The 23,484-nt window shown below is 58.2% G+C and carries 23 protein-coding genes; 19 read left to right on the forward strand and 4 right to left on the reverse strand.

The genetic code is table 11. The annotated features are described in order from the left end of the window. Positions 1-69: 69 nt before the first annotated feature. On the reverse strand, positions 70-1,002 hold the full coding sequence (locus tag PLH32_03040) for a hypothetical protein (GenBank protein ID HQJ63562.1): 933 nt from the start codon (positions 1,000-1,002) through the stop codon (positions 70-72). A gap of 138 nt (positions 1,003-1,140) precedes the next feature. Here PLH32_03040 and PLH32_03045 point away from each other — a divergent pair, with 138 nt between their 5' ends. From PLH32_03045 to PLH32_03055, 3 genes are read left to right on the forward strand one after another with little or no spacing between them, the layout of a single operon-like run. Further along, positions 1,141-2,601: a T9SS type A sorting domain-containing protein gene (locus tag PLH32_03045; protein HQJ63563.1), complete on the forward strand. Its 1,461-nt coding sequence runs from the start codon at positions 1,141-1,143 to the stop codon at positions 2,599-2,601. Between the two features lie 19 nt (positions 2,602-2,620). Next, positions 2,621-5,170, forward strand: coding sequence for an ATP-binding protein (locus PLH32_03050; GenBank protein ID HQJ63564.1), 2,550 nt, complete (start codon positions 2,621-2,623; stop codon positions 5,168-5,170). A 15-nt stretch (positions 5,171-5,185) separates the two neighbouring features. Beyond that, entirely contained in the window at positions 5,186-6,538 is a 1,353-nt protein-coding gene (locus tag PLH32_03055) for a sigma-54 dependent transcriptional regulator (GenBank protein ID HQJ63565.1), read from the forward strand. A gap of 472 nt (positions 6,539-7,010) precedes the next feature. On the opposite strand, the gene PLH32_03060 is transcribed toward PLH32_03055, so the two are convergent. Genes PLH32_03060 through PLH32_03070 form a run of 3 tightly spaced genes read right to left on the reverse strand, consistent with a single transcriptional unit; the run spans position 7,011 to position 10,716 of the window. Beyond that, positions 7,011-7,820: a M48 family metalloprotease gene (locus tag PLH32_03060; protein HQJ63566.1), complete on the reverse strand. Its 810-nt coding sequence runs from the start codon at positions 7,818-7,820 to the stop codon at positions 7,011-7,013. Further along, positions 7,817-9,814, reverse strand: coding sequence for an NAD-dependent DNA ligase LigA (gene ligA / locus PLH32_03065; protein ID HQJ63567.1), 1,998 nt, complete (start codon positions 9,812-9,814; stop codon positions 7,817-7,819). The genes PLH32_03060 and ligA overlap by 4 nt, the downstream gene beginning before the upstream one ends. A 2-nt stretch (positions 9,815-9,816) precedes the next feature. Then, on the reverse strand, positions 9,817-10,716 hold the full coding sequence (locus PLH32_03070; GenBank protein HQJ63568.1) for a proline dehydrogenase family protein: 900 nt from the start codon (positions 10,714-10,716) through the stop codon (positions 9,817-9,819). A 227-nt stretch (positions 10,717-10,943) separates the two neighbouring features. Between PLH32_03070 and PLH32_03075 the strand changes: the two genes are divergently transcribed. The 16 genes from PLH32_03075 to PLH32_03150 all read left to right on the forward strand — a co-directional run bounded on the left by PLH32_03075 (position 10,944) and on the right by PLH32_03150 (position 23,448). Next, entirely contained in the window at positions 10,944-11,708 is a 765-nt protein-coding gene (locus tag PLH32_03075; protein ID HQJ63569.1) for an AAA family ATPase, read from the forward strand. Further along, entirely contained in the window at positions 11,698-12,567 is an 870-nt protein-coding gene (locus PLH32_03080) for a ParB/RepB/Spo0J family partition protein (protein HQJ63570.1), read from the forward strand. Before PLH32_03075 ends, PLH32_03080 begins: the two co-directional genes overlap by 11 nt. 17 nt (positions 12,568-12,584) lie before the next feature. Continuing rightward, positions 12,585-13,490, forward strand: coding sequence for a M23 family metallopeptidase (locus tag PLH32_03085; GenBank protein HQJ63571.1), 906 nt, complete (start codon positions 12,585-12,587; stop codon positions 13,488-13,490). A gap of 41 nt (positions 13,491-13,531) precedes the next feature. Next, positions 13,532-13,924 (forward strand): polymer-forming cytoskeletal protein, encoded by a 393-nt coding sequence (locus PLH32_03090; protein HQJ63572.1) that lies wholly within the window; start codon positions 13,532-13,534, stop codon positions 13,922-13,924. Between the two features lie 14 nt (positions 13,925-13,938). Further along, on the forward strand, positions 13,939-14,178 hold the full coding sequence (locus PLH32_03095) for an AtpZ/AtpI family protein (protein HQJ63573.1): 240 nt from the start codon (positions 13,939-13,941) through the stop codon (positions 14,176-14,178). After that, positions 14,178-14,585, forward strand: coding sequence for a hypothetical protein (locus PLH32_03100; GenBank protein ID HQJ63574.1), 408 nt, complete (start codon positions 14,178-14,180; stop codon positions 14,583-14,585). Before PLH32_03095 ends, PLH32_03100 begins: the two co-directional genes overlap by 1 nt. Continuing rightward, a complete protein-coding gene (gene atpB, locus PLH32_03105; protein HQJ63575.1) occupies positions 14,566-15,384 on the forward strand; it encodes a F0F1 ATP synthase subunit A in 819 nt (272 codons plus the stop codon). The genes PLH32_03100 and atpB overlap by 20 nt, the downstream gene beginning before the upstream one ends. A gap of 73 nt (positions 15,385-15,457) precedes the next feature. Further along, positions 15,458-15,685 (forward strand): ATP synthase F0 subunit C, encoded by a 228-nt coding sequence (atpE, locus tag PLH32_03110; GenBank protein ID HQJ63576.1) that lies wholly within the window; start codon positions 15,458-15,460, stop codon positions 15,683-15,685. 21 nt (positions 15,686-15,706) lie between these two features. Next, complete coding sequence (gene atpF, locus PLH32_03115) at positions 15,707-16,201, forward strand: F0F1 ATP synthase subunit B (protein ID HQJ63577.1); 495 nt, start codon at positions 15,707-15,709, stop codon at positions 16,199-16,201. Further along, positions 16,198-16,752, forward strand: a complete 555-nt coding sequence (gene atpH / locus PLH32_03120; GenBank protein ID HQJ63578.1) for an ATP synthase F1 subunit delta — start codon at positions 16,198-16,200, stop codon at positions 16,750-16,752. Before atpF ends, atpH begins: the two co-directional genes overlap by 4 nt. Positions 16,753-16,794: 42 nt before the next feature. Further along, the gene (gene atpA / locus PLH32_03125) at positions 16,795-18,306 is read left to right on the forward strand and encodes a F0F1 ATP synthase subunit alpha (GenBank protein HQJ63579.1); all 1,512 of its coding nucleotides are present in this window, start codon (positions 16,795-16,797) and stop codon (positions 18,304-18,306) included. 3 nt (positions 18,307-18,309) lie between these two features. After that, complete coding sequence (atpG, locus tag PLH32_03130; protein HQJ63580.1) at positions 18,310-19,170, forward strand: ATP synthase F1 subunit gamma; 861 nt, start codon at positions 18,310-18,312, stop codon at positions 19,168-19,170. 38 nt (positions 19,171-19,208) lie between these two features. Beyond that, positions 19,209-20,630 carry a F0F1 ATP synthase subunit beta gene (atpD, locus tag PLH32_03135; GenBank protein ID HQJ63581.1) on the forward strand — a complete coding sequence of 474 codons (1,422 nt, stop codon included), beginning with the start codon at positions 19,209-19,211 and terminating at the stop codon, positions 20,628-20,630. 46 nt (positions 20,631-20,676) lie between these two features. Beyond that, the gene (locus tag PLH32_03140; protein HQJ63582.1) at positions 20,677-21,081 is read left to right on the forward strand and encodes a F0F1 ATP synthase subunit epsilon; all 405 of its coding nucleotides are present in this window, start codon (positions 20,677-20,679) and stop codon (positions 21,079-21,081) included. A 149-nt stretch (positions 21,082-21,230) separates the two neighbouring features. Beyond that, complete coding sequence (gene aspS, locus PLH32_03145; GenBank protein ID HQJ63583.1) at positions 21,231-23,009, forward strand: aspartate--tRNA ligase; 1,779 nt, start codon at positions 21,231-21,233, stop codon at positions 23,007-23,009. Between the two features lie 160 nt (positions 23,010-23,169). Further along, on the forward strand, positions 23,170-23,448 hold the full coding sequence (locus PLH32_03150; GenBank protein ID HQJ63584.1) for a hypothetical protein: 279 nt from the start codon (positions 23,170-23,172) through the stop codon (positions 23,446-23,448). The last annotated feature ends 36 nt before the right edge of the window (positions 23,449-23,484 follow it).

Genomic DNA, 23,484 nt, shown 5'->3' on the forward strand with positions numbered 1-23,484 from the left:
TTCCCATAAAAAATAAAGGGAGTGATTCATCATCACTCCCTTAGGGATAGAGGGCTGGCTTGGACACTTTTATTGTGGAAGTGCATTCTCCTCAACCGGCCGCTGAGGCAGAAGTGTGTAGGCTTCGCCGAACTGGGCCAAAAACTCGAGGCTGAAAGCGCGAATCCAGTAGAGGAAGGGCAGCAGAACAACCGAATTGATATAGGGAATCATCAGCAGGAAAAAGCCGAGGCAGCAGGTGAAGAGGCCGCCCAGGATCACCAGGACGACCAGGGCGATGATGATGGCGAGCATGAAAAGGGCGTAAAGAATAAAATATCCCAGGTGGCGCCAGTGCAGCGGCAATAGCTGTTCCCAGGCCTGAACGCAGGTGCAGTTGTCCTTGTACATCAGCGGAACGATGAAATGGTCAAGGAGCAGCTTTACATAACCCAGGGCTAAAACCACAACGGCGAAGAAGGCACCCCAGATGAAGAGGGAGGGGAGCAGAGACCAGAGATCGCCGGAGTCGTTCCACCGCGTGTAAGCGATACGCCAGAGGTGGTACAGCGTTCCGCCGGCAAGGAGGATGGCCACGGCAAGAAAAGCCACGCGCCAGCGGAAAAGGGAGTGGCCCAGGTCGCGGAATTGGCGCCAGGGCTGTGAGATTAAAGCACGCTCCTGCACGACATTGTCGAGGAACATGAATTTGCCCCGCGAGCTCAGCCAGATGCCGAGGAGCAGGATCACCAGTAGGAGCAGGCCGCCTAAAACGATCAGCGCCATCCATTGCGGTCTTGCTTTCAGCCAGTCGAGGGCCTCGTAGGGGGCGCCGAGAATCGCACCCCAATCAGCATGCCCCCCCCTTTTCAGACTGTTGCCCCCGCCGCCATGATCGAGCAGGTCCGCAAGAAAGGCCGTGAAGCCGAGGACCATCCATTTGTGCAGGTCAAAGGGCTGGAACAACGCGGATTTCATGCGATAATAGGCTCTTTCAAAGGGCGCGATGAATTGAATCGGCATAGTTCCTCCTTTTTTATAGTATAGTACTTTTACGCGAAAAAGCAAAAAAGTTTTCATAAAGGGCGAGAAAAGCGGTTGAAATTTGGGCAAAAAATTGTAGTTTATATGAAGAAATGGCTGCTCACAAGGAAGAAAATCATGTCCCGTTGGAACGCGCGCCCCATTCGCTGGCTCCTATTTCTCGTTTTTAATCCCCTTGTGGCCCAAGAGACGATTGTACACATCCATCCTGCTGCAGCGGAGGTGACCGTTACCATAGCCCCGCAGGCGCATGTCGATTATGGATTCAGCTATCCCCTGACGTTTATCCTCAATCTCTCTTCCCCACAGAGCGGCCTGAGTGCCTGGTACCGCTATCGCCAAGGTGATCCCTGGATGCGGCTGCCCGAAAAGCAGAGCGGTGTTTTTTTCAACGGGATCGCTGCTGTCCGTTTTGACGAGGCGGCAGCGACGGCGCTGGTATCGGCAGGATTCTCCGCTGTGAGCGACTCGCTGATGCTCCGAATAACCAGCGCTACGGAGGAGGCCGTGCCTGTGACCTGCAGCGGGATATCCCCCTATTACGACAACCGCGCCATGGCGGTGGCCCTGAGCGCCGATGACATGGCCGGCTGGAGCAAAGACAAGTTCCAGCGCGCATTGTATATCCTGCGCTCGTATAACCTTTGGGTCAGCTGCGGCATCAACTCAGTGGGTGCGGATCGTGCCACCTACACCTACATTCAGGCTGAACTCGATTCGGGATGGGTCGAGGCCGCTTGCCATTCCCGAAGTCATCCCTCCTTGCCCTACAAGAACTATGTTGCGGAAGTCAGCGGCAACAGGGAGGATATCCTCAAGAATCTGCAGCTCCCGGAGCTTTTCACTTCAGGATCGCGTGAGTATGTTTATCTCTGGATTGCCCCGAACGGACGCACCGACCGGATTGTGGACTCGCTACTGACCGTCAACCGGTTTCTTTTTGACCGGCTCTACACCAGCAATTTTTTCGGCTGGCCGGCATGGAATGCAACTCTGCAGATGTTCACCAACGCCGGGGTTGCCCGCGCCTTTGATCCGCCCGCCTCCCAACTGGGCTGGGGTATCGGCACCAATGACCTCAATGACCTCAACGGCGCCTTCGACAAGGCGCTGGTCGGTCACAGCGTCTATCATCTCATGTTCCACCCCAATGTGGTGGAATGGGACAAGCCCTATCCCTGGCAGCACCTGGCTCATATCAGCAACCGCCCCGACGTATGGTATGCGGCCGTCGGTCATCTGTTCCTCTACCATCTAGCGCAAAGCGCCTGCCACATCGAGGCGGCGGTAACAGCGGAAGCGGCGACCGCGCCGGCGGAATATATACTGAGCCAGAATTATCCCAATCCCTTTAATCCCGAAACGACGATCTCTTACGAGACGGCTACAGCGGGCGCGGTGACCCTGACGGTTTATAACAGCCGCGGACAGTTAGTCGCCCGGCTCATTGATGGCCCCCAGACGGCTGGATCCCACCGGGTTGTCTGGCACGCAGGATCCCATCCGGCAGGTATTTATTTCTGCCAGCTGCGCTGGGAAGGGGGTATGGCGACCAGCAAAATGGTGCTCGTACATTGAGATGGGGCTGGGGAAAAAAATGAGAACCGCTTCGGTCTTTTTTTATGCAGTGGCGTGGTTGCTGGCGCCTTTGGCAACCGTTCGCCCGCAAAATCCTTCTGCGCCCCTGGTCTGGAGTGCCCAGGGATTACCCCGTCTCGACAACTGGGCTGTGGAAAGCAATCCCAGCCACACCGTCCACGATTTTATCCTCGAAGATTTCGATGGTGATGGCCAACTGGAACTCTGCGAGCTGCGCACCGAAATGAACCACCCGCTTTTCCTGGCCATCCTCGAGCTTTCACGCGCTGGCTATACCTATCCGGGCCATCCGATCGCCCTTGATCCTTATGATCAGGTGTTGTTCACTCTGGGCGGCAGGGGCCGGTTCCGCTTCGCCACCTATCGCCGCGCCGGAGAAAAGGGATGGATCGATCTCTACGACCATAAAGCGGTGCGCGTCGATTCGCTCACTGCGCTCGGCGGACGGGATGGTTCCGGTGATGGGCTCTGGACGGGCAAGCTGATTGTCCTGCCCGCGGTTGACCTTAACGGAGACGACCGGCCGGATCTTGTGGCTCTGGTGAATACGGGAGCGGACGGCGGGCCGCGGGCGGTGCTGGCCTATGACTTGGCCACCAGGGAGCGCCTTCTGGAGGTTCATTTTGCGCCGATGGTGAGCCAGGTTCTGCCGGTCGATGGCAACGGCGACGGCGCTACGGAGCTGGTTATTTCGCTTGCTGGCGCCTCGGATGGGCCCCAATTCGGCCCCTTCAGCCGCGACAGCAGCTACATTGCGGTCCTCGGGTGTGATGGCCGGCTACTCGCCCACAAAGCCTTCGGCGGTGAGTCCTCCTATGTCAATGTGCAGGCTGCTGATACGGATGGAGATGGCCAGCCGGAAATTCTTGCCGCACCGTTTTCTCTGGTGCTGAACCACCAACGGGCGGCCAGACTGTACGCTTTGGACGGGTGTTCGCTTGCAGTGAAAAGTGAACTAGAGAACGCCGCGGAGATCTCCCCGCTGAATCAGCTCATCCAGCGGGATCTGAATGGAGATGGTACGCCGGAGTTCATCACCAGCGACCTGACCGGGCATGCGGCGGTCATCAGTTATGATCCGGGAGACACCCGGTTTAAAGTCCTGTCTCTGGTCAAAACCGGTGGCGAGGCTTCTCTGCAGCTGGCCGATGATGTTAACCTGGACGGGACTGTTGAGATCTTTATCACGACGGCCAATCCACCGGCGCTCTGGCTGACCGATGCGGCGCTCCATCCCCTGGCCTGGATGCCGATAAAAGATCCCTACCATTTCAAGATTGCCGCGCATACCCGCCTGTTGGCCGCACGCCCGGGCTACAGCTTCCGCGATGGCACGGCTCTCTATCAGCTCCAAATCGGAGTCAATGAACTACTACCCGGGGAACGGCGGGGTCTCCTGTTTCTCGGCAAAAGGGTCCCGTCTGAGACCATTCTGTTCTTCCTGCTGGCGCTATTACTCCTGATCCTTCCGGGGCTCTTGTTCTTGGCCCTTGCACTGCATCGGACTGCTGGTTTTGCAGACCGTCTCTCTTCAGCCCGGGTCGGATTTGCCATGGTCAACGCCGAGGGGCGCATCGTCCACTGCAATCCCCGGTTTTTAAAAATGATCGACCAGGACCGGAAACAAGTCCTCAAACAGCCTGCCGATACGGTGCTGAGAACCTCGCGTTTGGAGGGACTGCTTCTTCGCTATCAGACCTTCAGCCGACGCGGGGAGGTTTATGAACAGCACGAAATTGAATGGGTGCTGGAGAGCCGAGCCCAGACAATGGCTGTGGAATTCTTCCGGATTCGGAGCTATGCTTCTTTCATTCTGCTGCTCCTGATTGACCTTTCGGAGAGCCTGGAAAAAGAGCGTCTGAAAATCTGGGCCGCCATGGCGCAGCGGATGGCCCACAAGACTAAAACCCCGCTGGCGACCGTCCTGCTGGCCATCCAGCGGCTGCAACGCAACTATAAAAAGAATTCTCCCGAACGGGTCCAGGAGTATGACGAGATGACCCGGACCGCTCTGCATGAAATCGAACGAGTGCGTGATTCGATCAATGCCTTTATGAAATTCGCCCGCCTTGAGCCTCCGGTACTGGTTTTAGATGATTTTTCACGCGTGGTGCAGGAATGCCTGCAGGAATACCTGCCGCGGATTCCAGACGAGGTACAGCTGCAGACCAGTTTTGAAACCCTCGAGCTGCCGGTCGCCATCGATATCAGTCAGTTCAAGGAGGCTTTCTATAACCTCCTAGATAACGCCATTTCCGCCATTCAGGGCGATGGCATTCTCGGTATTACAACGATGCAGGAGAAGGACCCGCTCTCCGGACACGGGAAGGGAGATCAGGCCTTGCTTGAGATCACGGATAACGGCAAAGGGATCAGTGCAGCGGATTTTTCCCGGCTCTTCAAGGCGGGCTTTAGTACCTCGCGCTCTGGGACCGGAATGGGATTGCCCCTGGCCAGAAGCATCATAGAAGCCCACGACGGCACCATCGAGATCGACAGCCATGAGGGGAGCGGGACGACGGTCTTTGTACGGCTGCCTATCCGATAGTATGGGAGAGAAGGAATGAAGAGGTATTCCCATGGACGGATTTTGATCGCTGAAGATGACAGCGCTTTCGCCGCACAGCTCGCTTCGGTGCTGGAAGGCGAAGGGTTCGAGGCGATCCAGGCCAAGGACGGCAACGAGGCGATCAAGCGGCTGTCACTCGGGGATCTGGAGATTGCGCTGATCGATCTTTCCATGCCCGGGCTGGATGGCATGCAGGTTCTCGAACGCGCCGCTTCGCTGGCTCCAGGCCTGCCGCTGGTGGTCATCACCGGCAATGCAACCATCGATCGCGCTGTCCAGGCCACACGGCTCGGGGCCTTCGATTTTCTTGAAAAGCCGGTCAATCTCGACCGCCTGCTGCTGACGGTGGAACGCGCCCTGGAATGGCGGCATCTCGAACAGAAGACCAACTGGATGGGCGCCGAGATTATGAACCGCTATCAGATGGTCGGCACCAGCACCGCTATGCAGTCGGTTTACGCGCGCATCGAACGGGTGGCCCCCACGGAGAGTACGGTACTGATCACCGGGGAAACCGGGACGGGCAAGGAACTGGTGGCGATGGCTATCCACCTACGCAGCAAGCGCAGCGCGGGCCCCTTCATGCGCGTCAACTGCGCGGCGATTCCCGAAACCCTGATCGAAAGCGAGCTTTTCGGCCACCGCAAGGGAGCTTTTACCGGCGCCATCGAAAACTATGACGGTAAATTCAGGCTGGCCGACGGCGGCACCCTTTTTCTAGATGAGATCGGTGATCTCAGCCTGCCGGCCCAGGCCAAGCTGCTGCGGGTGCTGCAATCGCATGAAGTGGAGGCGGTCGGCGGCAGCCGGCCGCTGCCGATCGATGTCCGCATCATCGCGGCGACCAACCGCACTCTCACCGAACAAATCGCCAGAGGCCTCTTTCGCGAAGACCTTTACTATCGCGTCTGCGTCGTTGATATCCAGCTCCCGCCGTTGCGGGAGCGCAGGGAGGACATCCCAGAACTGAGCGCCTTCTTCCTCCGCCAATTCTGTGAACGCTATAACCGGCGGCTCAGTGGGTTGTCGCCAGCGGCTCTGCGCCTGCTGATGAACTTCGACTGGCCGGGCAATGTGCGGCAGCTAAGGTCCTTCATCGAACGGGCAGTGGTGCTGGCCGCCGGCGATACGCTTTCCGAGGCCGAATTGAAACAGATGATGGGCATTCCGGACAGGGAAAAAGGGATACTTCCCCTGAAAGAAGCGCGGGAGCGGTTTGAAAGGGAGTACATTGCGCAGATTCTGCAGGCTCATGAATGGAAGATGGACGCCAGCGCCGCGGTGCTGGGCATCGACCGTACCAATCTCTATAAAAAGATACAAAAGCTGGGAGTCCGACGGCGCTGACCCGAGGCCGGGTGGACACAAGCAGGAAAGCGGGAAGCCGGCGGCGGAGTCGGCGGGTCAAGAGCCTGGTGTCATCCAGGAGAGACAAACTAAAAAGCCTCCGTGTGCTCAGCGGAGGCTTTTTAGTTTTGGCATCTGAGGAGGAGGGAGGTTCTTCGGGGCAAGAAGAGCTGGACAGGCTGCCTTGCCCCGGCCATCGCCCACGGAGGGCGATGGCTAAATGCTATGTCATTGACAGGCTCACTCAGACCTGTGCGGCTGCTCATGGTGCCGTCAAGATGCGACAGGCGCCAGGCCGTCATAGATGCGATGGCAGATCCCACTCCAAAGGACGCTCAAAGGCGATGCAACCACTACATGTCCGGCCTGGTATTGCCTGCGGCGCTGCCTGTCTCAGGATGCATTCACTTCTGCCGATGCTGATACAACAAGCATGCCAAAAAGATCAAGTTTGCGGAAAAATGGCGGGGCTTCAATAGGGTATTTTGGCGAGGATCTCCTTGACCTGGAGAAAATCGGCTAACGGATGGGTGTTGATGTCGGGAGAGTTGAGTGATTTAACATCATTGTAAACATGACGATATCTGCTTGAGGCCGAAGCATGTGTCCTGCGCAGGAGCCGCACCAGCGAGGGATGTCTGGATTCGGCCTGGCGCAGGATACGAAGCATCTCCAGCGCCCCTTTAGGGTCAAAATTGGCTTTTTCGAGATAAGTGGTGCATTTCCGGTCAGCTTCGCGCTCGACTGGCTTGGGATAATCCAGAATTGAATCCTTTGTATACAGGGTGAGCAGCAGCTGCCGTGCGATCTCGGGGTTTTGTCCGATCATGCTCTGGGCGGCCACCGCCCAGCCGTATTTGGCCGCGAGCCGCTCGATGCCGTCACGCGCTGCGATATGGGCGATCTCGTGCGCTAGTACCGCCGCCACCTGATCGCTGCTGCCGAGACTTTCTATCATTCCGCGGTAGAGGAAGATCTCTCCTCCTGGCAGAGAAAAATGGTTCAGGTCGGGTTCATTGACCACCTGCACGCTGTAGGTCAATCCACTCCAGTGCGACTGCAGTCCGATCTCCGCTGCCAGCCTGTCGAGGTAGTGCAGCACCTCCTGGTTGCGGACAGTCTTCAGCACTTGCCCGGCCTGCACGGAGACCTCCTTGCCCAGCGCAATCTCTTCCTCGATGCTCACAAAGGCCAGGGTGCCGCTTTTGCGGCTTCCGGCGCACCCTGTGGCAAGCAGCAGGAGGGCAGTCAGCAGGATACCCAGAGGGCCTTCTTTTTTCATAGTCCGATCATCTCTTTAAATTCAGCCTCAGTGAGGACCGGGATGCCGAGTTCCCGGGCTTTATCCAGTTTGCTGCCGGGGGCTTCGCCGGCGACGACGAAAGCGGTCTTTTTGCTGACCGAAGCCGCGGGGCGTCCGCCCTGGGCGATCACTAATTGTTCTGCTTCCTCGCGGGTGAACGCGGCTAGGGCTCCGGTGAGGACAACCGTTTTGCCGGCGAGGAGGTTGCCCCGCGTGGTTACGGCCGGGCTCATCTGGACCCCCGCCTGCCGCAGCCGCTCAATGACCTTTTGATTTTCGGGGGTGGCGAAGAATTCGAAGACACTTTCCGCAACCTGGGGGCCGATTTCGCGGACCTGCATCAGCCTTTGCGGAGCCGCGGCCATGAGGGCTTCGATGCTTCGGAAGGCCTCCACCAGCACGCGAGCGACATGCTCGCCGACATGGCGGATGCCGAGGGCGAAGAGGAGGCGGTCGAGTGGGCGCTGGCGGCTGACCTCGATGGCGGCGAATAGATTGCCGGCCGACTTGTCAGCCATGCGCTCAAGCTTGGCCAGATGGTCCGGGCTCAGGGCATAGAGATCGGCGACGTCGTGCACCAGCCCGGATTCCACCAACTGGTCCACCAGTTTTTCGCCCAGACCCTCGATGTCCATGGCGCGTTTGGAGGCGAAATGAAGAATGCGCTCCTTGATTTGTGCCGGGCAGGCGAGGTTGATGCAGCGCTGGACCGCCTCTCCCTCCGGCCGCACCGTATGGCTGCCGCAGGCCGGACACCGTTCCGGCAGCGTAAAGGGCTGCTCTGCGCCGGTGCGTCGGGTTTCGAGGACCTTGACGATCTCGGGGATGACATCCCCGGCCCGCTGCACGACCACCCAGTCGCCGATGCGGATGTCTTTGCGGTCGATCTCGTCCTGGTTGTGGAGGGTGGCACGGCTGACGGTGACCCCGCCGACCTGGACCGGTTGCATGATCGCCACCGGCGTCAGGGCTCCGGTGCGGCCGACCTGCACCTGGATTTCAAGAATCTGTGTCACTTCCTGGCGGGCGGGGAACTTGAAGGCGATCGCCCATCGCGGGCTTTTGCTTTTGGCGCCCAGCAGTTCCTGCTGCGCCACGGCATTGACCTTAACGACGATCCCGTCGATCTCGTACGGCAGCCGGGCACGGCGCTCCCCCATAGCGCGATGATAGGCGATAACCGCCGCCGCACCCTTGACCTGTTCGATCAGGGGATTGACTCGCAGGCCCATGGCTCTGAATTTATCAAGCATCTCCGCATGGGTGGTGAAGGTGAGGGCCTCTGCCTGGCCGATGCCGTAGCAGAATATGCTCAAAGGGCGCGCGGCGGTGACCTGGATATCGAGCTGACGTAGCGATCCTGCGGCCGCGTTGCGCGGATTGGCGAAGAGCGGCTCACCCCGTGCTTGCCGTTCCTGATTGAGCTGTTCGAACTCGCGGATGCCCAGGATCACCTCGCCGCGCACCTCGAGCCGTCCCGGCGGCGGATTCAGGAGCTTGAGCGGGATGCTTTTGATGGTTTTCAGATTCCGCGTGATCTCCTCGCCGGTATAGCCGTCGCCGCGGGTGGAACCGAGGGTGAAGAGACCGTCGTTATAGACGAGTTCCACCGCCAGACCGTCGAGCTTGGGCTCACAGACATAGTCGATCTCCTCCTCGCTGCCCAGGGCTCGGCGGGTGCGCTGGTCAAAGGCGAGGAATTCCTCCTCCGTCAGGGCGTTATCGAGGCTGAGCATCGGGAGGGTGTGTCTTGCGGGCGCAAAGGCCTCGAGGGGGGCGCCGCCGACACGCTGCGTGGGCGAATCCTCGGTGACCAGATCGGGATACTGTTGTTCCAGCCCGAGGAGTTCGCGCATGAGACGGTCGTATTCGGCGTCCGAGATTTCGGGATCGTCGAGCACATAATAGCGGTGGTTGTGATGATGAATCAGATCGCGCAATTCGCGGATCCGCTCCTCGGGGCTCCCTATCATCGTTACCTCAGACCAAACAGGGCCTTGACGATATACCAGGCCATCATCGGGTTTTCCTTGAGGCGGCGTACGCAGTAGGCATACCAGTTTTTACCGAAGGGGACGTAGATGCGCAGTTTGTGTCCGGCGGACACGATGATATCGCGCAGTTCCTCGTCCACCCCGAGGAGCATCTGGAATTCATATTGCTCGCGGGTGAGCTTATGCCGGTGGATCAGCTCCAGCCCCTTCCAGTAGAGTTTTTCGTCGTGGGTGGCAATGCCGACATAGCTGCCCATGGCGAAGGCGGTGTCGACCAGCAGCCCGTAATTGTCATTGACGATCTGTTTGTCCTTGAAAGCGATCTTGCGCGGTTCGATATAGATCCCCTTGCAGATGCGGTAGTTGGTCTTGCGGGCGGAGAGTTGTACGATGTCGGCGAGGCTGCGGCGCAGATAGGCCTGTATGACGATACCGGTGCGCTTGAACTCGTCATTGATGCGCAAAAAGAGTGCGATGGTATCGCTGGTCACGGCGGAGTCTTCCATATCGATGCGAACAAAGATCCCGAGGGAGTCCGCTTTAGCGACGATCTTGCGGATGTTCTGATAGCACTGCTCCTTGTCTAGGAGCAAGCCAAGTTGGGTCAGTTTGACCGAGATGTTGGCATCGAGCCTCTCCGCCACAATGGCGTCGAGCACCTTGAAATACTCGTCGATCGCCTCCTGGCACTCCTCGAGTTTTTGGGCGCTTTCGCCGAGGACGTCCATGGTGGCGCAGATACCTTTCTGGTTCAGTTCCTTAACGGCACGGATGCCATCGTTCAGAGCCGGGCCGGCCACATAGGGTTTGGCGACCATGCGGACGATGAATTTGGGGATGAGGGGGAGTAACAATATAACCAGTTTGTTGAAGAGGTTTATCATGACGCTTCCTCTTGGATTGGGGGTTGTGGAGCAGCCAGTCTGGATGATGGAGAACGGGGTCGGAGGGGGTGTTCCGGCGTGAAAAAATACATGTTTCTGCTCTAAATGTCAAGGACAAAGTCCGCCCAGGGGCGGGCGCCAGAACAGAGAAACTTTTCATTGATTTTAAAGTTCATGGGGATTATATTATCATAATATATTAGAAAATGGAGGAAGCCCCCCAGATGGGCAAAATCATAACCATAGCGAACCAAAAAGGGGGCGTGGGCAAGACCACGACGGCGGTCAATTTGGCAGCCGCTCTAGCGGTGGCCGAATATCCAACTCTGCTGGTCGATATGGACCCTCAAGCCAACAGCACCAGCGGCTATGGTTATGATCAGCGCGCCCTCCAGGCGACGATTTATGATGCGCTCATCAACGAACAAACCGCGCAATCCCTCCTGCTCGATACCCAGCTGGATTATCTAAAACTGCTTCCTTCCTCGATTAGTCTGGTCGGTGCGGAGGTAGAGCTGGTATCAGCCATTTCGCGGGAGCAGCGCCTGGCGCGGGCGCTCGAACCCCTGCGCGATCAATTCAAGTATATCCTCATCGACTGTCCCCCTTCGCTGGGACTGCTGACGATCAACTCCCTGACCGCTTCCGATTCGGTGCTGATCCCGATCCAGTGCGAGTATTACGCCCTGGAGGGGCTTGGGCAGCTGCTGAACACGATCCGGCTGGTGCAGAAGCACCTCAATGAGCACCTGGTGATCGAAGGGGTGCTGTTGACGATGTACGATGCACGCCTTAACCTGTCGCGTCAGGTGGCCGAGGATGTGCGCCGCTACTTTGAAGGCCGGGTGTTCGACACCATTGTCACTCGCAATGTCCGGCTCAGTGAGGCGCCCAGTTTTGGCAAGCCGATTATCCTCTATGATGCCGTCTGCTCGGGATCGGAAAACTATATGAGCCTGGCGGAGGAAATTATCAAGAATGGCGAATAAGAAGGCTTTGGGACGCGGCCTGCGGGCGCTCATTCCCGATATTCCCGCCGAGCAGGGAGAGGATTCGGCCGCCCAGGGTGTTCAGATGATCGCTGTGGCCCGGATAGCCCCCAATCCCTTCCAGCCGCGGGAGAAATTTGATCCCGAGCGTCTGGCCGAGCTGAAGCAGTCGATTGCGGAAAAAGGCCTGGTGCAGCCGGTTACCGTCCGGCCTTATGGCAACGGTTATCAGCTGATCGCCGGCGAACGGCGCTTGCGCGCGGTGAGCGAGTTGGGGATCACCCAGATCCCGGCCTATATTCTGACCGTCGAAACCGATGAGGAAATGCTTGAGCTGGCCATCATTGAGAATATTCACCGCGAAGACCTGAACGCTATCGATGTAGCGAACGGCTATAAAAGGCTCATTGAGGAATGCAAGCTCACGCAGGAGGAGGTCGCTGTTAAGGTCGGCAAGGATCGTACCAGCGTGACCAACTTTCTACGGCTGCTCAAGCTGCCGCGGCGCATTCAGGAGAGCGTGCAAAGCAACGAAATCTCCTTTGGCCATGCGCGTGCCCTCCTCTCTCTCGGCAGCAGTGAGGAGCAGCTGGCATTGTGGAAAAAGATCATCAGCGGCAATCTCTCGGTGCGCAAGGTTGAGGAAATGGTGCGCGAGCCGGAGAAAGTCAAGAGCGCGCCGGCTAAGCCCGTCAATCCGGTGCAGAATTACTACCTGGCCGAGCTGGAAAGTCGGCTGCGCGACCGATTGGCGACCAAGGTCAGTGTGAAGAACAAGAGCAAAGGCGGTACGATCGAGATAGAGTACTATTCCTCCGACGAATTGGAGCGGATCATTGCGCTCCTCCTCGGTGAATGATCTCACCCGCAACCTCTATGAAACTACCCCTGCTCAAGAAGCCTGCAAGTAATGTGCGCCGTCACCGCCGGCTGATTCAGATCCTGGTGATCCCGGATGACCAGGCGGAACCGCGACATTACACACTCTCGGTGCGCAAGCTTAAAGTGATGCGCGCGGCAGGGATCGTACTGGCTCTGCACTTTTTGTTCGGCGTTGTCGCTTACTTTCAGTGGGCGCGCTTTGCTGTGGCCAACAGCGGGCTCCACAGGGTGAACGAGCAGCTGGTCGAGAACAGCCGCAAGGTGTATGAGTTGGCCGCCCTTTTCCAGAAACTGGAAGCCTCAGACGCCAAGCTGCGCAGTGCCCTCGGCCTGGGGGAGAACCACGAGAGTCAGTCACTCGATTCGGAAGCCTTAGGTTCGCGACCCCTACGGGGATTGCCGCCGGAACCGCCGCGCGAATCGCAGCTGAAGCGAGTCGAACCGGTCGAGGTCAATATCAGTGAGAAGCTGGGATTTCTCCAGCAGTCCAAAGAGATCGGCATTCATGAATACCTGAAAAGTCTGCCGACCTATCTGCCGGTCGCCGGGGTTCTGACCCGGAATTATTCCGAGGAGGGAACGGCCCACTATGGTATCGATATCGCGGCGCCGCGGGGCACCTTCATCAGTTCGGCCGGCGATGGGGTGGTGATTTTTTCGGGATGGACACAGGATTTGGGTAATATGGTGATCGTCTATCACGGCAACGGTTTTTTCACCTATTACGGTCATACCCAGAGAAATCTGGTGCTGCGTTCGACACTGGTGCGCAAGGGCGACCATATCGCGCTGGTGGGCTCCTCGGGTGAGAGTACAGCGCCGCACCTGCATTTTGAGTTGTGGAAAGATGGCGTCGCACTCAATCCCGCCGATTACATCCTCGCTTTTGCGCGGATGTGATGCCGTAGCGGGGCCGACCCTCATCAACAGGGAAGTGTAATATGAAAAGCAACGAAAAACCGGGTGAATTGAGTACGATCCTTGGCAAGGGTTCAGTGGTTGATGGCAACATCAAGGTGGAGCTGAGCCTGCGGATCGATGGCAAGGTGATTGGTGATGTCGTTTCCGGCGATACTCTGATTGTCGGCGCTGAAGGGGAAATTAAGGGCAATGTTCATGTGAAGAACCTAGTTCTCGGCGGCAAGATCACCGGAACGGTTCTAGCCCCGGGCCGGACGGTGCTTGAGGCCCGTTCAGAGCTGCGCGGTGAACTCAAGACCGGCAAACTGGTCATCGACGAAGGCGCCTTCTTTGACGGCAAATGTTCGATGTCGGAGGATAAGAGCGGCGCAAAGACCGAGCGCAGCAGCGACAAAGAGGCCATCATTAAATAGGGTGGTACGATTCGGTGGCAGATAACGATGACAACAAAGGGGGGGTCATCGGGCCTTACATGGATCTTGGCCTGCAGCTGGCCATCGCGGTACTCATCGGGACGGCGCTGGGGTACTGGCTCGACAAGAAGCTGCATACCACACCGCTTCTGCTGCTGATCGGGGTGTTGCTGGGCGGAACTGCGGGATTTATCACTATCTATAAAACCGTCTACCCGGTCATCAAGCAAAAGCGCTCGGGCAAGAGATCATAATGGCAGCCTCTTTCAGGGTTTGGCGGATTGTCGGTTGGACGCTCCTGGCTTTTCTGGTGCTGTTGGTGCCGGTTTACCATTACGGCGGAATCGGTCTGACGCGCTCTTATGCGCTGGGTTATCTCGTCAGTCTTGGCAACATCATCTTCAGCCTGATCTCGATCCGCTGGGCCTTTCATCGCAAGATCAGGACCTTTTATGCGGTGATTCTCGGGGGAATGGCGCTGCGGTTCCTTCTTTTCGCTGTGGTGGCCGGGCTGGTCATTGCGGTGCTGCACTGGCCCCTGATCGGATTTCTGGTCTCGTTTGTGCTGTTTTATCTTTTCCTGCAGTACCATGAAATCCGGTTTATCAACTCGGAATTGAAAAATAAACACGTTGACTCCCATGATCGAACAGATAGTTGAACATACAGTAGAACACGGTGAAGCGGTCCAGCAGGCGGCGGAGCATGGCGAGAGCGGCGTTGGCTTCATCATGCATCACGTCCTGGCCCATCCGGTGATCAAGCTGCCGACGGTATGGGGCATCGATCTCTCAATCAACAATCATATCCTGTGGATGTGGATCGTATCGGCGCTATTGATCTTCTCCTTTTGGATCGCCTTCAAGCGGCCATCGCTGGTTCCGCACGGGCTGGCCAATGCCCTGGAGGCCCTGGTGGCTTACCTGCGCGACGACATCATCAAGCCGAACCTCGGTCATGAAGGTCAGGCCTACGCGCCCTATCTGTTAACCGCCTTCTTTTTTATTCTCCTATGCAATCTCGCCGGTCTGGTGCCCTACGGGGCCACGGCGACCGGCAATATTGCGGTCACCGCGACGCTGGCGTTGTGTACTTTTTTCACGGTGCAGATCGCCGGGGTGCGCAAGCACGGCTTTTTCGGCTATCTGGCCACCTTCAGTCCGCCGGGCATCCCTTTTCTCCTCAAGTTCATCATGGTCCCGGTCGAGGTGATCAGCATGATCACCAAGCACTTTGCCCTGGCGATCCGTCTTTTCGCCAACATGATCGCCGGCCATATCACCATCCTGGCGCTGTTGACGGTCATATTTTTCTTCAAAAACTGGCTCGTATCGGCCTTCCCGCTGGCGATCATCCTCTTTTCGGCCGTTCTCGAAGTGCTGATCTCGCTCATTCAGGCCTATGTCTTCACGATCCTCTCGGCGGTGTTCATCAGTGCGTCGGTTTCGGAGGGGCATTAGGACTGATGCTGTTCGGTAGTGGCTTTTCATCATCAAACCCATACTCACATTTCTTGGATCAGGAGGTAGTACTATGAATCCCACTGCGTTTGCCTATCTGGCTGCAGGTTTTGGTTCTGCGGCGGTGACTTTTTCCGCAGCATTCGGCATCAGCAAGCTGGCTAGCGCGGCCATCAGCGGCATTGCGCGTCAGCCCGAAGCGGCAGGTGAGATCCGCGGCACCATGATCATCACGGCGGCCATGATTGAAGGCGTGGCGCTGCTCTCCGTGGTTATCTGTCTGCTGCTCGGCTTTAAATAAACCATCGCGGGGTATGCTGTTATGGAATTGATGACCCCCCAGGGTGGCACCATCTTCTGGACCACTCTAACCTTCCTGTTGCTCCTGTTCGCGCTGACCAAGGTGGGCTGGAAGCCCATCCTGAGCATGCTTGACGAACGGGAGAAAAAGATCAACGAGTCTTTGGCGCTGGCGGAAGAGGCCCGGGTTGCGTCGCAAAAAACCCTGGCGGAGCAGAATCAGATCCTCGATGCGGCCCGCAAGGAGGCGCAGGAGATCCTGGCGCGTAACCGCAAGGCGGCCGAGGTGACCAAGGACGAAATTATCAAAAAAGCGAGCGCAGAAGCGGAGCTGCTGATCACCAGGGCGCGCAAGGAGATCGATCTCAGCCGCGACAAGGCCCTGGAGGAGATCCGCGACCTCGCCGTCGAGCTGTCGATGACTGCAACCGCCCGGCTGGTCGGCCGCTCTCTCGACGCTAAGGATCATCAGGCGCTGATCGACGAATCGCTGCAAAAACTGGGTGAATTGAATTGAGAACGCATCCCCTGGCCAGGCGCTACGCGCGCGCCCTCTTCGGGTTGGCGCAAGAGACTGACAAAACCGGACCGGTGCTGGAGGAGCTGAAATCCTTCACCGCCTTTCTGCAGCAGAACCGGCGGATCAAAGCTTTTCTGATGTCGCCGGAGGTGGAGAAGAAGCCGAAGCAGGCGGTCGTGCAGGAGTTGTTGGAGAACCGGGCCACGCCTCTCTTCAGCCACTTTATTCAGTTGCTGGTGGAGAAGGGCCGGCAGGATTACCTCGGCCAGATCGTTGCGGCCTATGGCGAGCTCTATGACCAGAGCATCGGCCGCGTCCGCGCCCAGGTCTATTCGGCGGTGCCGCTCGAAGCCGCGCAGATGGAACAGATTCGCCAGGAGGTGGCCCGATATCTCAAGGCCGAGGTTCTCCTGGAGAATCGTGTTGATGCCGCTATCCTGGGCGGCGTCATCATCCAGTTTGCCGGCGTGGTCATTGACGGCAGTCTGCGCCACCAGCTCAATCAATTGCGCCAGGAACTGCGGCAGGTCAAGACCGCCGCGCTCTAGTGCATGATACTCATTTCATATTTCAGATAGCAGGTTATAACCATGGAAATTAGACCCGAAGAGATTACCTCGGTTCTGAAAAAGCAGATCGAACAATTCGAAAAACAGATCGATGTCGAAGAGGTCGGCGAAGTGCTGCAGGTGGGCGACGGCATCGCCCGGGTGTACGGCCTCGAGAATGTGATGTCCATGGAATTGGTCGAGTTTCCCAATGGCGTTTTCGGCATGGCGCTGAATCTTGAGGAAGACAATGTCGGCTGCGTGCTTTTCGGCGAAGACAGTCTGATCAAGGAGGGTGACATTGCCAAGCGCACCGGCCGGGTGGTCGAGGTGCCGGTCGGGCCGGAATTACTGGGCCGGGTGGTCAATCCCCTGGGTCAACCCCTGGACGGCAAGGGACCGATCAACGCCAAACAATTCAGTCCGATCGAGCGCAAGGCGCTGGGCGTGGCGCAGCGCCAGATGGTGAAGGAGCCGCTGCAGACGGGCATCAAGGCGATCGATTCGATGATTCCGATCGGCCGCGGCCAGCGCGAGCTGATCATCGGCGACCGCCAGATCGGCAAGACCGCCCTGGTCGTCGACACCTTCATCAACCAGAAGGAGACCGGCGTCGTCTGTATTTACGTGGCGATCGGCCAGAAGGCCTCGACCGTGGCCCGGGTGGTCAAAACCCTCGAGGATTACGGCGCCATGGCCCATTCGATCGTCGTCACCTCCACGGCCGATTCTCCGGCGCCAATGCAGTATATTGCGCCGTACGCCGGCGTGGCGATGGGCGAGTATTTTCGTGACAACGCCCAGCATGCGGTGATCGCCTATGACGATCTCTCCAAGCATGCCTGGGCTTACCGCCAGGTATCACTGCTGCTGCGCCGTCCGCCAGGACGCGAAGCCTATCCGGGCGACGTCTTCTATCTTCATTCTCGGCTGCTGGAGCGTGCAGCCAAGTTGAGCGATGCCCTCGGCGGCGGATCACTGACCGCCCTGCCGATCATTGAGACCCAGGCGGGTGATTTTTCCGCCTATATCCCGACCAATGTCATCTCGATCACCGACGGCCAAATCTATCTCGAGCCGAACCTCTTTTACGGCGGCATCCGGCCGGCGATCAATGCCGGCCTCTCGGTCTCACGCGTCGGCGGCAACGCCCAGATCAAGGCGATGAAAAAGTACGCCAGCAGTCTTCGCCTCGATCTGGCCCAGTTTCGCGAGCTCGAGGCCTTTGCCAAATTCGGCTCCGATCTCGATAAATCGACCAAACAGCAGCTCGGTCGTGGTCAGCGCATGGTGCAGTTGCTGCGCCAGGGGCAGTATGCCCCGCTGCCGGTGGAAAAGCAGGTGGCGGTTATCTATCTCGGCGTCAAGGGGTATTTGGACAGTGTCGAGGTGGAGCGGATCCCCAACGCCGAATCCGAGTTTCATCGCTACATGGAATCCCAGCAGGAGTCGGTTTTGCGAAGCATCCGCGAGCAGAAAGAGATCACTCCCGAGATCGAGCCCCAGTTGGTCAAGGCGTGCGAGGAGTTCATGAAGATGTACGCGGCGGAATAAGCGATGGCCACATTGCGAAATATCAAGCGCCGCATCGCCAGCGTGCGCAGCACGCAGCAGATCACCAAGGCGATGAAGATGGTGGCGGCGGCCAAGCTGCGCAAGGCGCAGAACCAGCTGATCAGCGCGCGGCCCTATGCCCGCGAGCTAGAAGAGGTCCTAGGTCACATTGCCGACCGGATGAAACGCAACCAGCATCCGTTGCTGGAAATGCGCAAGATCAAGCGGATCTGCTATGTGGTGGTGAGTGCGGACCGTGGTTTGTGCGGCAGTTTCAACTCCAACATCAGCCGTCGCGCTCTCCAGGAGATCCACCTGAGCGCATCCCTGAATCCGGCGGTGGTGACCATCGGCAGCAAGGGGTACGACTACCTCACCCGCCGGGACGTCCGCGTTCTCGCCCGTCATGTCGATGTCTTCAACAAACTCGATTTCAGCCAGGCGCAGCGCATCGCCGATGCGCTGGCCGCCTGGTATGCGGCAGGCAAGTTTGACCAGATCATGGTCATTTACAACGAGTTCAAGAATGCGGTGCAGCAAAAGATTATTGTCGAACAACTTTTGCCCATCGTCCCCCTGGTCCCGGAGGAGAACCGCTTCCCGGTGGGATACATTTTTGAGCCCAACCCCGATCGGATCCTGAAAGAGATCTGCCCACTCAACCTGCATGTCCAGCTGTGGCGTATCCTGCTGGAATCGCATGCCTCGGAGTTGGGAGCGCGGATGACGGCGATGGGCACGGCGACGGACAATGCCGCCGACATGATCAAAGAACTGGTGCTTTATTACAACAAGGCGCGTCAGGCGGCGATCACCAAGGAACTCACCGAATTGATCGGCGGTGCCGAGGCGCTCAAGAGCTGAACGGATTTTTACCTCATTGATCTTCAGGAGAGTATAGGATGTCTAATGTTGGTCATATAGCGCAGGTCATCGGGCCGGTAGTGGACGTCTTTTTCGAAGGCGGTAAGCTGCCCGCGATCAATACCGCTCTGGAATATACGCGCAAGGATGGTATGCGCCTGGTGCTGGAAGTGGCGCAGCATCTCGGCGAAAACACGGCGCGATGTGTCGCCATGGATTCGACTGATGGATTGCAGCGCCGCCAGGAGGTGGTGGACACCGGGTCGCCGATCAAGATGCCGGTGGGCAAGGCGACCCTGGGTCGACTGCTGAACCTGGTCGGCGATCCGATCGATGATCTCGGGGCCTTGCAGGTCGAACAAAAATGGCCCATTCATCGCGACGCGCCCACCTTTGAAGAGCTCGAGACTCAGACGGAGATGTTTGAGACCGGCATCAAGGTCATCGATCTGCTCGAACCCTACGCAAAGGGCGGCAAGACCGGCCTCTTCGGCGGCGCCGGGGTAGGCAAGACGGTGTTGATCCAGGAGTTGATCAACAACATCGCCATCCAGCGCGGCGGTTTTTCGGTCTTCGCCGGCGTGGGCGAGCGCACCCGCGAGGGCAATGATCTCTGGCGTGAATTCCAGGAGTCGGGGGTCATCGATATGCAGGATCTGACCCGCTCCAAGGTCGCCATGGTCTTCGGGCAGATGAACGAGCCGCCCGGCGCCCGTTTGCGCGTCGGCCTTTCGGCGCTGACCATCGCCGAGTATTTTCGCGAGGAAGAGGGCAAGGATGTCCTGCTCTTCATCGACAATATTTTTCGATTCACCCAGGCAGGCTCCGAGGTCTCGGCGCTGCTCGGGCGTATGCCTTCGGCGGTGGGGTATCAGCCCACACTGGCCACCGAGATGGGCCTGCTGCAGGAACGGATCACTTCGACCAAAAAGGGCTCGATCACTTCGGTGCAGGCCATCTATGTACCGGCCGACGACCTGACCGATCCGGCTCCGGCTACCACCTTCAGCCATCTCGACGCCACCACCGTGCTTTCACGGCAGCTGGCGGAGATGAGTATCTATCCCGCGGTGGATCCGCTCGATTCGACCTCGCGGATTCTCGATCCGCGCATCGTCGGCGACGAGCATTACAGCGTCGCCCGGGCTGTCCAGCAGATCCTGCAAAAGTACAAGGATCTCCAGGACATCATCGCCATTCTCGGTATGGAGGAGCTCTCCGAGGAGGACCGGGTCACGGTCAATCGCGCCCGGCGGCTGCAGCGCTTCCTTTCGCAGCCCTTTGCGGTGGCCGAGGCCTTCACCGGCCGCCCGGGCCGCTATGTCAAGCTGGAGGAGACCATCCGTGGCTTCAAGGAGATCATCGAAGGCAAGCATGATGACCTGCCGGAGCGGGCTTTCTGGATGGTAGGAACCATCGACGAAGCCGTCGAGAATGCCAAGCAGATCCGCGAGGCTTAGGCCGCGCGGGGCGTTGTATTCTGGTAACGTCTGAGTGCACGAGAACATGGACAAGACCTTTACTCTGGAAATCGTGACCCCGACCAAGGTGGTCAGCACGGAAAAGGTATTGCACGTCAAAGCGCCCGGGGTGGCCGGGTACTTTGGCGTGCTGCATAATCATGCGCCTTTTTTGACCGCCCTCAAGGTGGGGGTGATTGAGGCGCGGACGCCGGCGGGCATGCGCTATTATGCGACCAGCGGCGGTTTTTGCGAGGTGATGGAAAACCGGATGAAAATCCTGGTCGAAACCGCCGAGGCTGCCACGGAGATCGATGTCGAGCGCGCCAAGCAGGCCCGTGACCGGGCGATGGCCCGTCTGGAGCACCGTTCCCCGGACATCGATATACCGCGCGCCCAGGCCGCTCTGGCGCGCGCCATGAACCGCATACAAGTTTCAGAGTTGCATTAAGCCCCGGCCGGGGAGGGTACCGCCGCAGGCTGCGACCGTCCCTTGCCGGAGTTCATTATTCAAAGGACGGCGCCTCTTATCGGGTGCCGTTTTGATTTTTTGAGATGCCAGCTCTTTTTTTTACCTGCACGATGGAGAGTAGAAACCCTATGATGAATCAGCGCACACATACCTGCGGAGCGTTACGGCCCGCCCAGCTGGGACAAACGGTCATCCTCATGGGTTGGGTAGACCGGCGCCGGGATCACGGTTCGTTGATTTTTCTCGATCTGCGCGACCGCTATGGAGTAACCCAGGTGCGCATCGATCCGGATGCGGCCTGCTATGAGGCTGCCAAACAGGTGCGCAATGAATATGTGCTGGCCATCCGCGGTCTGGTCGAGCTGCGTCCGGAGGGGATGGTCAATCCCCGGCTGGACACCGGGGCAGTGGAAGTCGCTGCTTGCGACCTTGAGGTGCTGAATACGGCCCGTACCACGCCGTTCATGATCAGCGGCGAGGGCAGCGTGAACGAGGATTTGCGTCTGAAATACCGCTATCTCGATTTGCGTCGGCCCGAGATGCAGCGCAATCTCCTGATCCGCCACCGCACCGCCCAGATTGTTCGCAGCTACTTCAGCCAGCACGATTTTATCGAGATTGAAACCCCGATCCTGATGAAAAGCACCCCCGAGGGGGCGCGGGATTACCTGGTGCCGAGCCGCGTCTGGAAGGGCCGTTTCTACGCCCTGCCGCAGTCGCCGCAGCAGTACAAGCAGCTGCTGATGGTGGCCGGCTACGATCGCTATTTCCAGATCGTCCGCTGTTTCCGCGACGAGGACTTGCGCGCCGACCGCCAGCCCGAATTCACCCAGATCGACGTCGAGATGTCCTTCATCGATGAAGAAATGATCTTTGCCATGGTCGAGGGGCTGATGGTGGATATTTTCCGCCAAATGCTCGGCATTGAGCTGACACTGCCGCTGCCGCGCCTTCCCTTCGAAGAAGCGATGGCCCGCTATGGCAGCGACAAGCCGGATTTGCGCTTCGGCCTGGAGATCAAGGATATTTCGGCGCTGGTGGTGGAGAGCGAATTCAAGGTCTTCCGTGAGGCGGTGGCCGCCGGCGGCATGGTGGCCGGCCTTTGTCTTCCGGGCTGCGGCGGCTATTCGCGCAAACAGATCGACGATCTCACCGCCTGGGTCAAAGAGCACGGCGGTGCCGGACTGGTGGCGATCAAACTCAAGGAAGGGGACTGGGAGAGCTCACTGGCCAAATTCTTCAGCGATGCCCAACGCCACGAGATTATGCGCGCGATGGGAGCCGGCAGCGACGATCTCCTGCTACTGGTGGCCGATGAACGGGAGAAGGCCCAGCTGCTCCTCGGCGACCTGCGAATGAAGCTCGCCGTTCAGGAAAAACTCATCCCCGAAGGGGTCTACAGCCTGGTCTGGATTGTCGATTTTCCTCTCTTTGAATACAGTCCGGAGGAGCAGCGCTATGTCGCGCGGCACCATCCCTTCACCTCACCGCGACCGGGCGATGAGGAACTGATGCTCAGCGATCCCGGGCGTGCAAAGGCGCGGGCCTACGATCTTGTACTCAACGGAATGGAAGTGGCGGGCGGCAGCATCCGTATCCACAAGAGCGACATGCAGGCGCGGATGTTCCAGGCCTTGGGCATCGAGGCGGCCGAGGCCGAAGAGAAATTCGGCTTTCTGCTCGAAGCCTTCGCCTACGGCGCTCCGCCGCACGGTGGCATCGCCTTTGGATTCGACCGTCTGGTGATGATCCTCGCCGGGTGTCAGTCGATTCGTGAGGTGATCGCTTTTCCCAAGACGGCAAGCGCCATGTCGCTCATGGATGGCTGCCCCTCATCGGTCAACCCGGCGCAGTTGAAAGAGTTGGGCCTGCGGCTGGAAAAGGAAGAGATGCCCACGGTCGTCTAAAAGCTTAAGTAATTATCTTTATCCTTGACTATTAACCAAATAATTGTTAAAATGACTCGAGTATTGTTGGACGGTGCCGAAAGGTACATCTGTTTTCTTCTATCGAGTTACAAGCTTCTGTACGGGCTTGAAAGCAACGCAGTGAAAGGAGGTGTATTGCATGAAGAGCACATCACGCTGGATCCCCCGGATTGCCGCTGTTTGTCTGCTGCTTTTCGCTTTTATGCTGGTGGTGGGTTGTCATAACCACCCCAATGAAAAGGAGTTGAAGGCGCTGGAAGAGGCCAAGCAGGCAGCGTTGGCAGCGGAGACCAAAGCCGCAGACTGCGCAAAGGAAAAAGCCAGCCTCGAACAGCAGCTGGCCCAACAGAAACAGAAGGTCGAGAGCCTGAAACAGGAAAAGGCCACGGTAGCGAAACGTCTCTCCGAATGGCAATAACTACATCATCGATGATACCATCACAAAAAACTGTGG

It is taken from the genome of bacterium (assembly GCA_035419245.1).
Lineage (GTDB): Bacteria > Zhuqueibacterota > Zhuqueibacteria > Residuimicrobiales > Residuimicrobiaceae > JAKPUX01.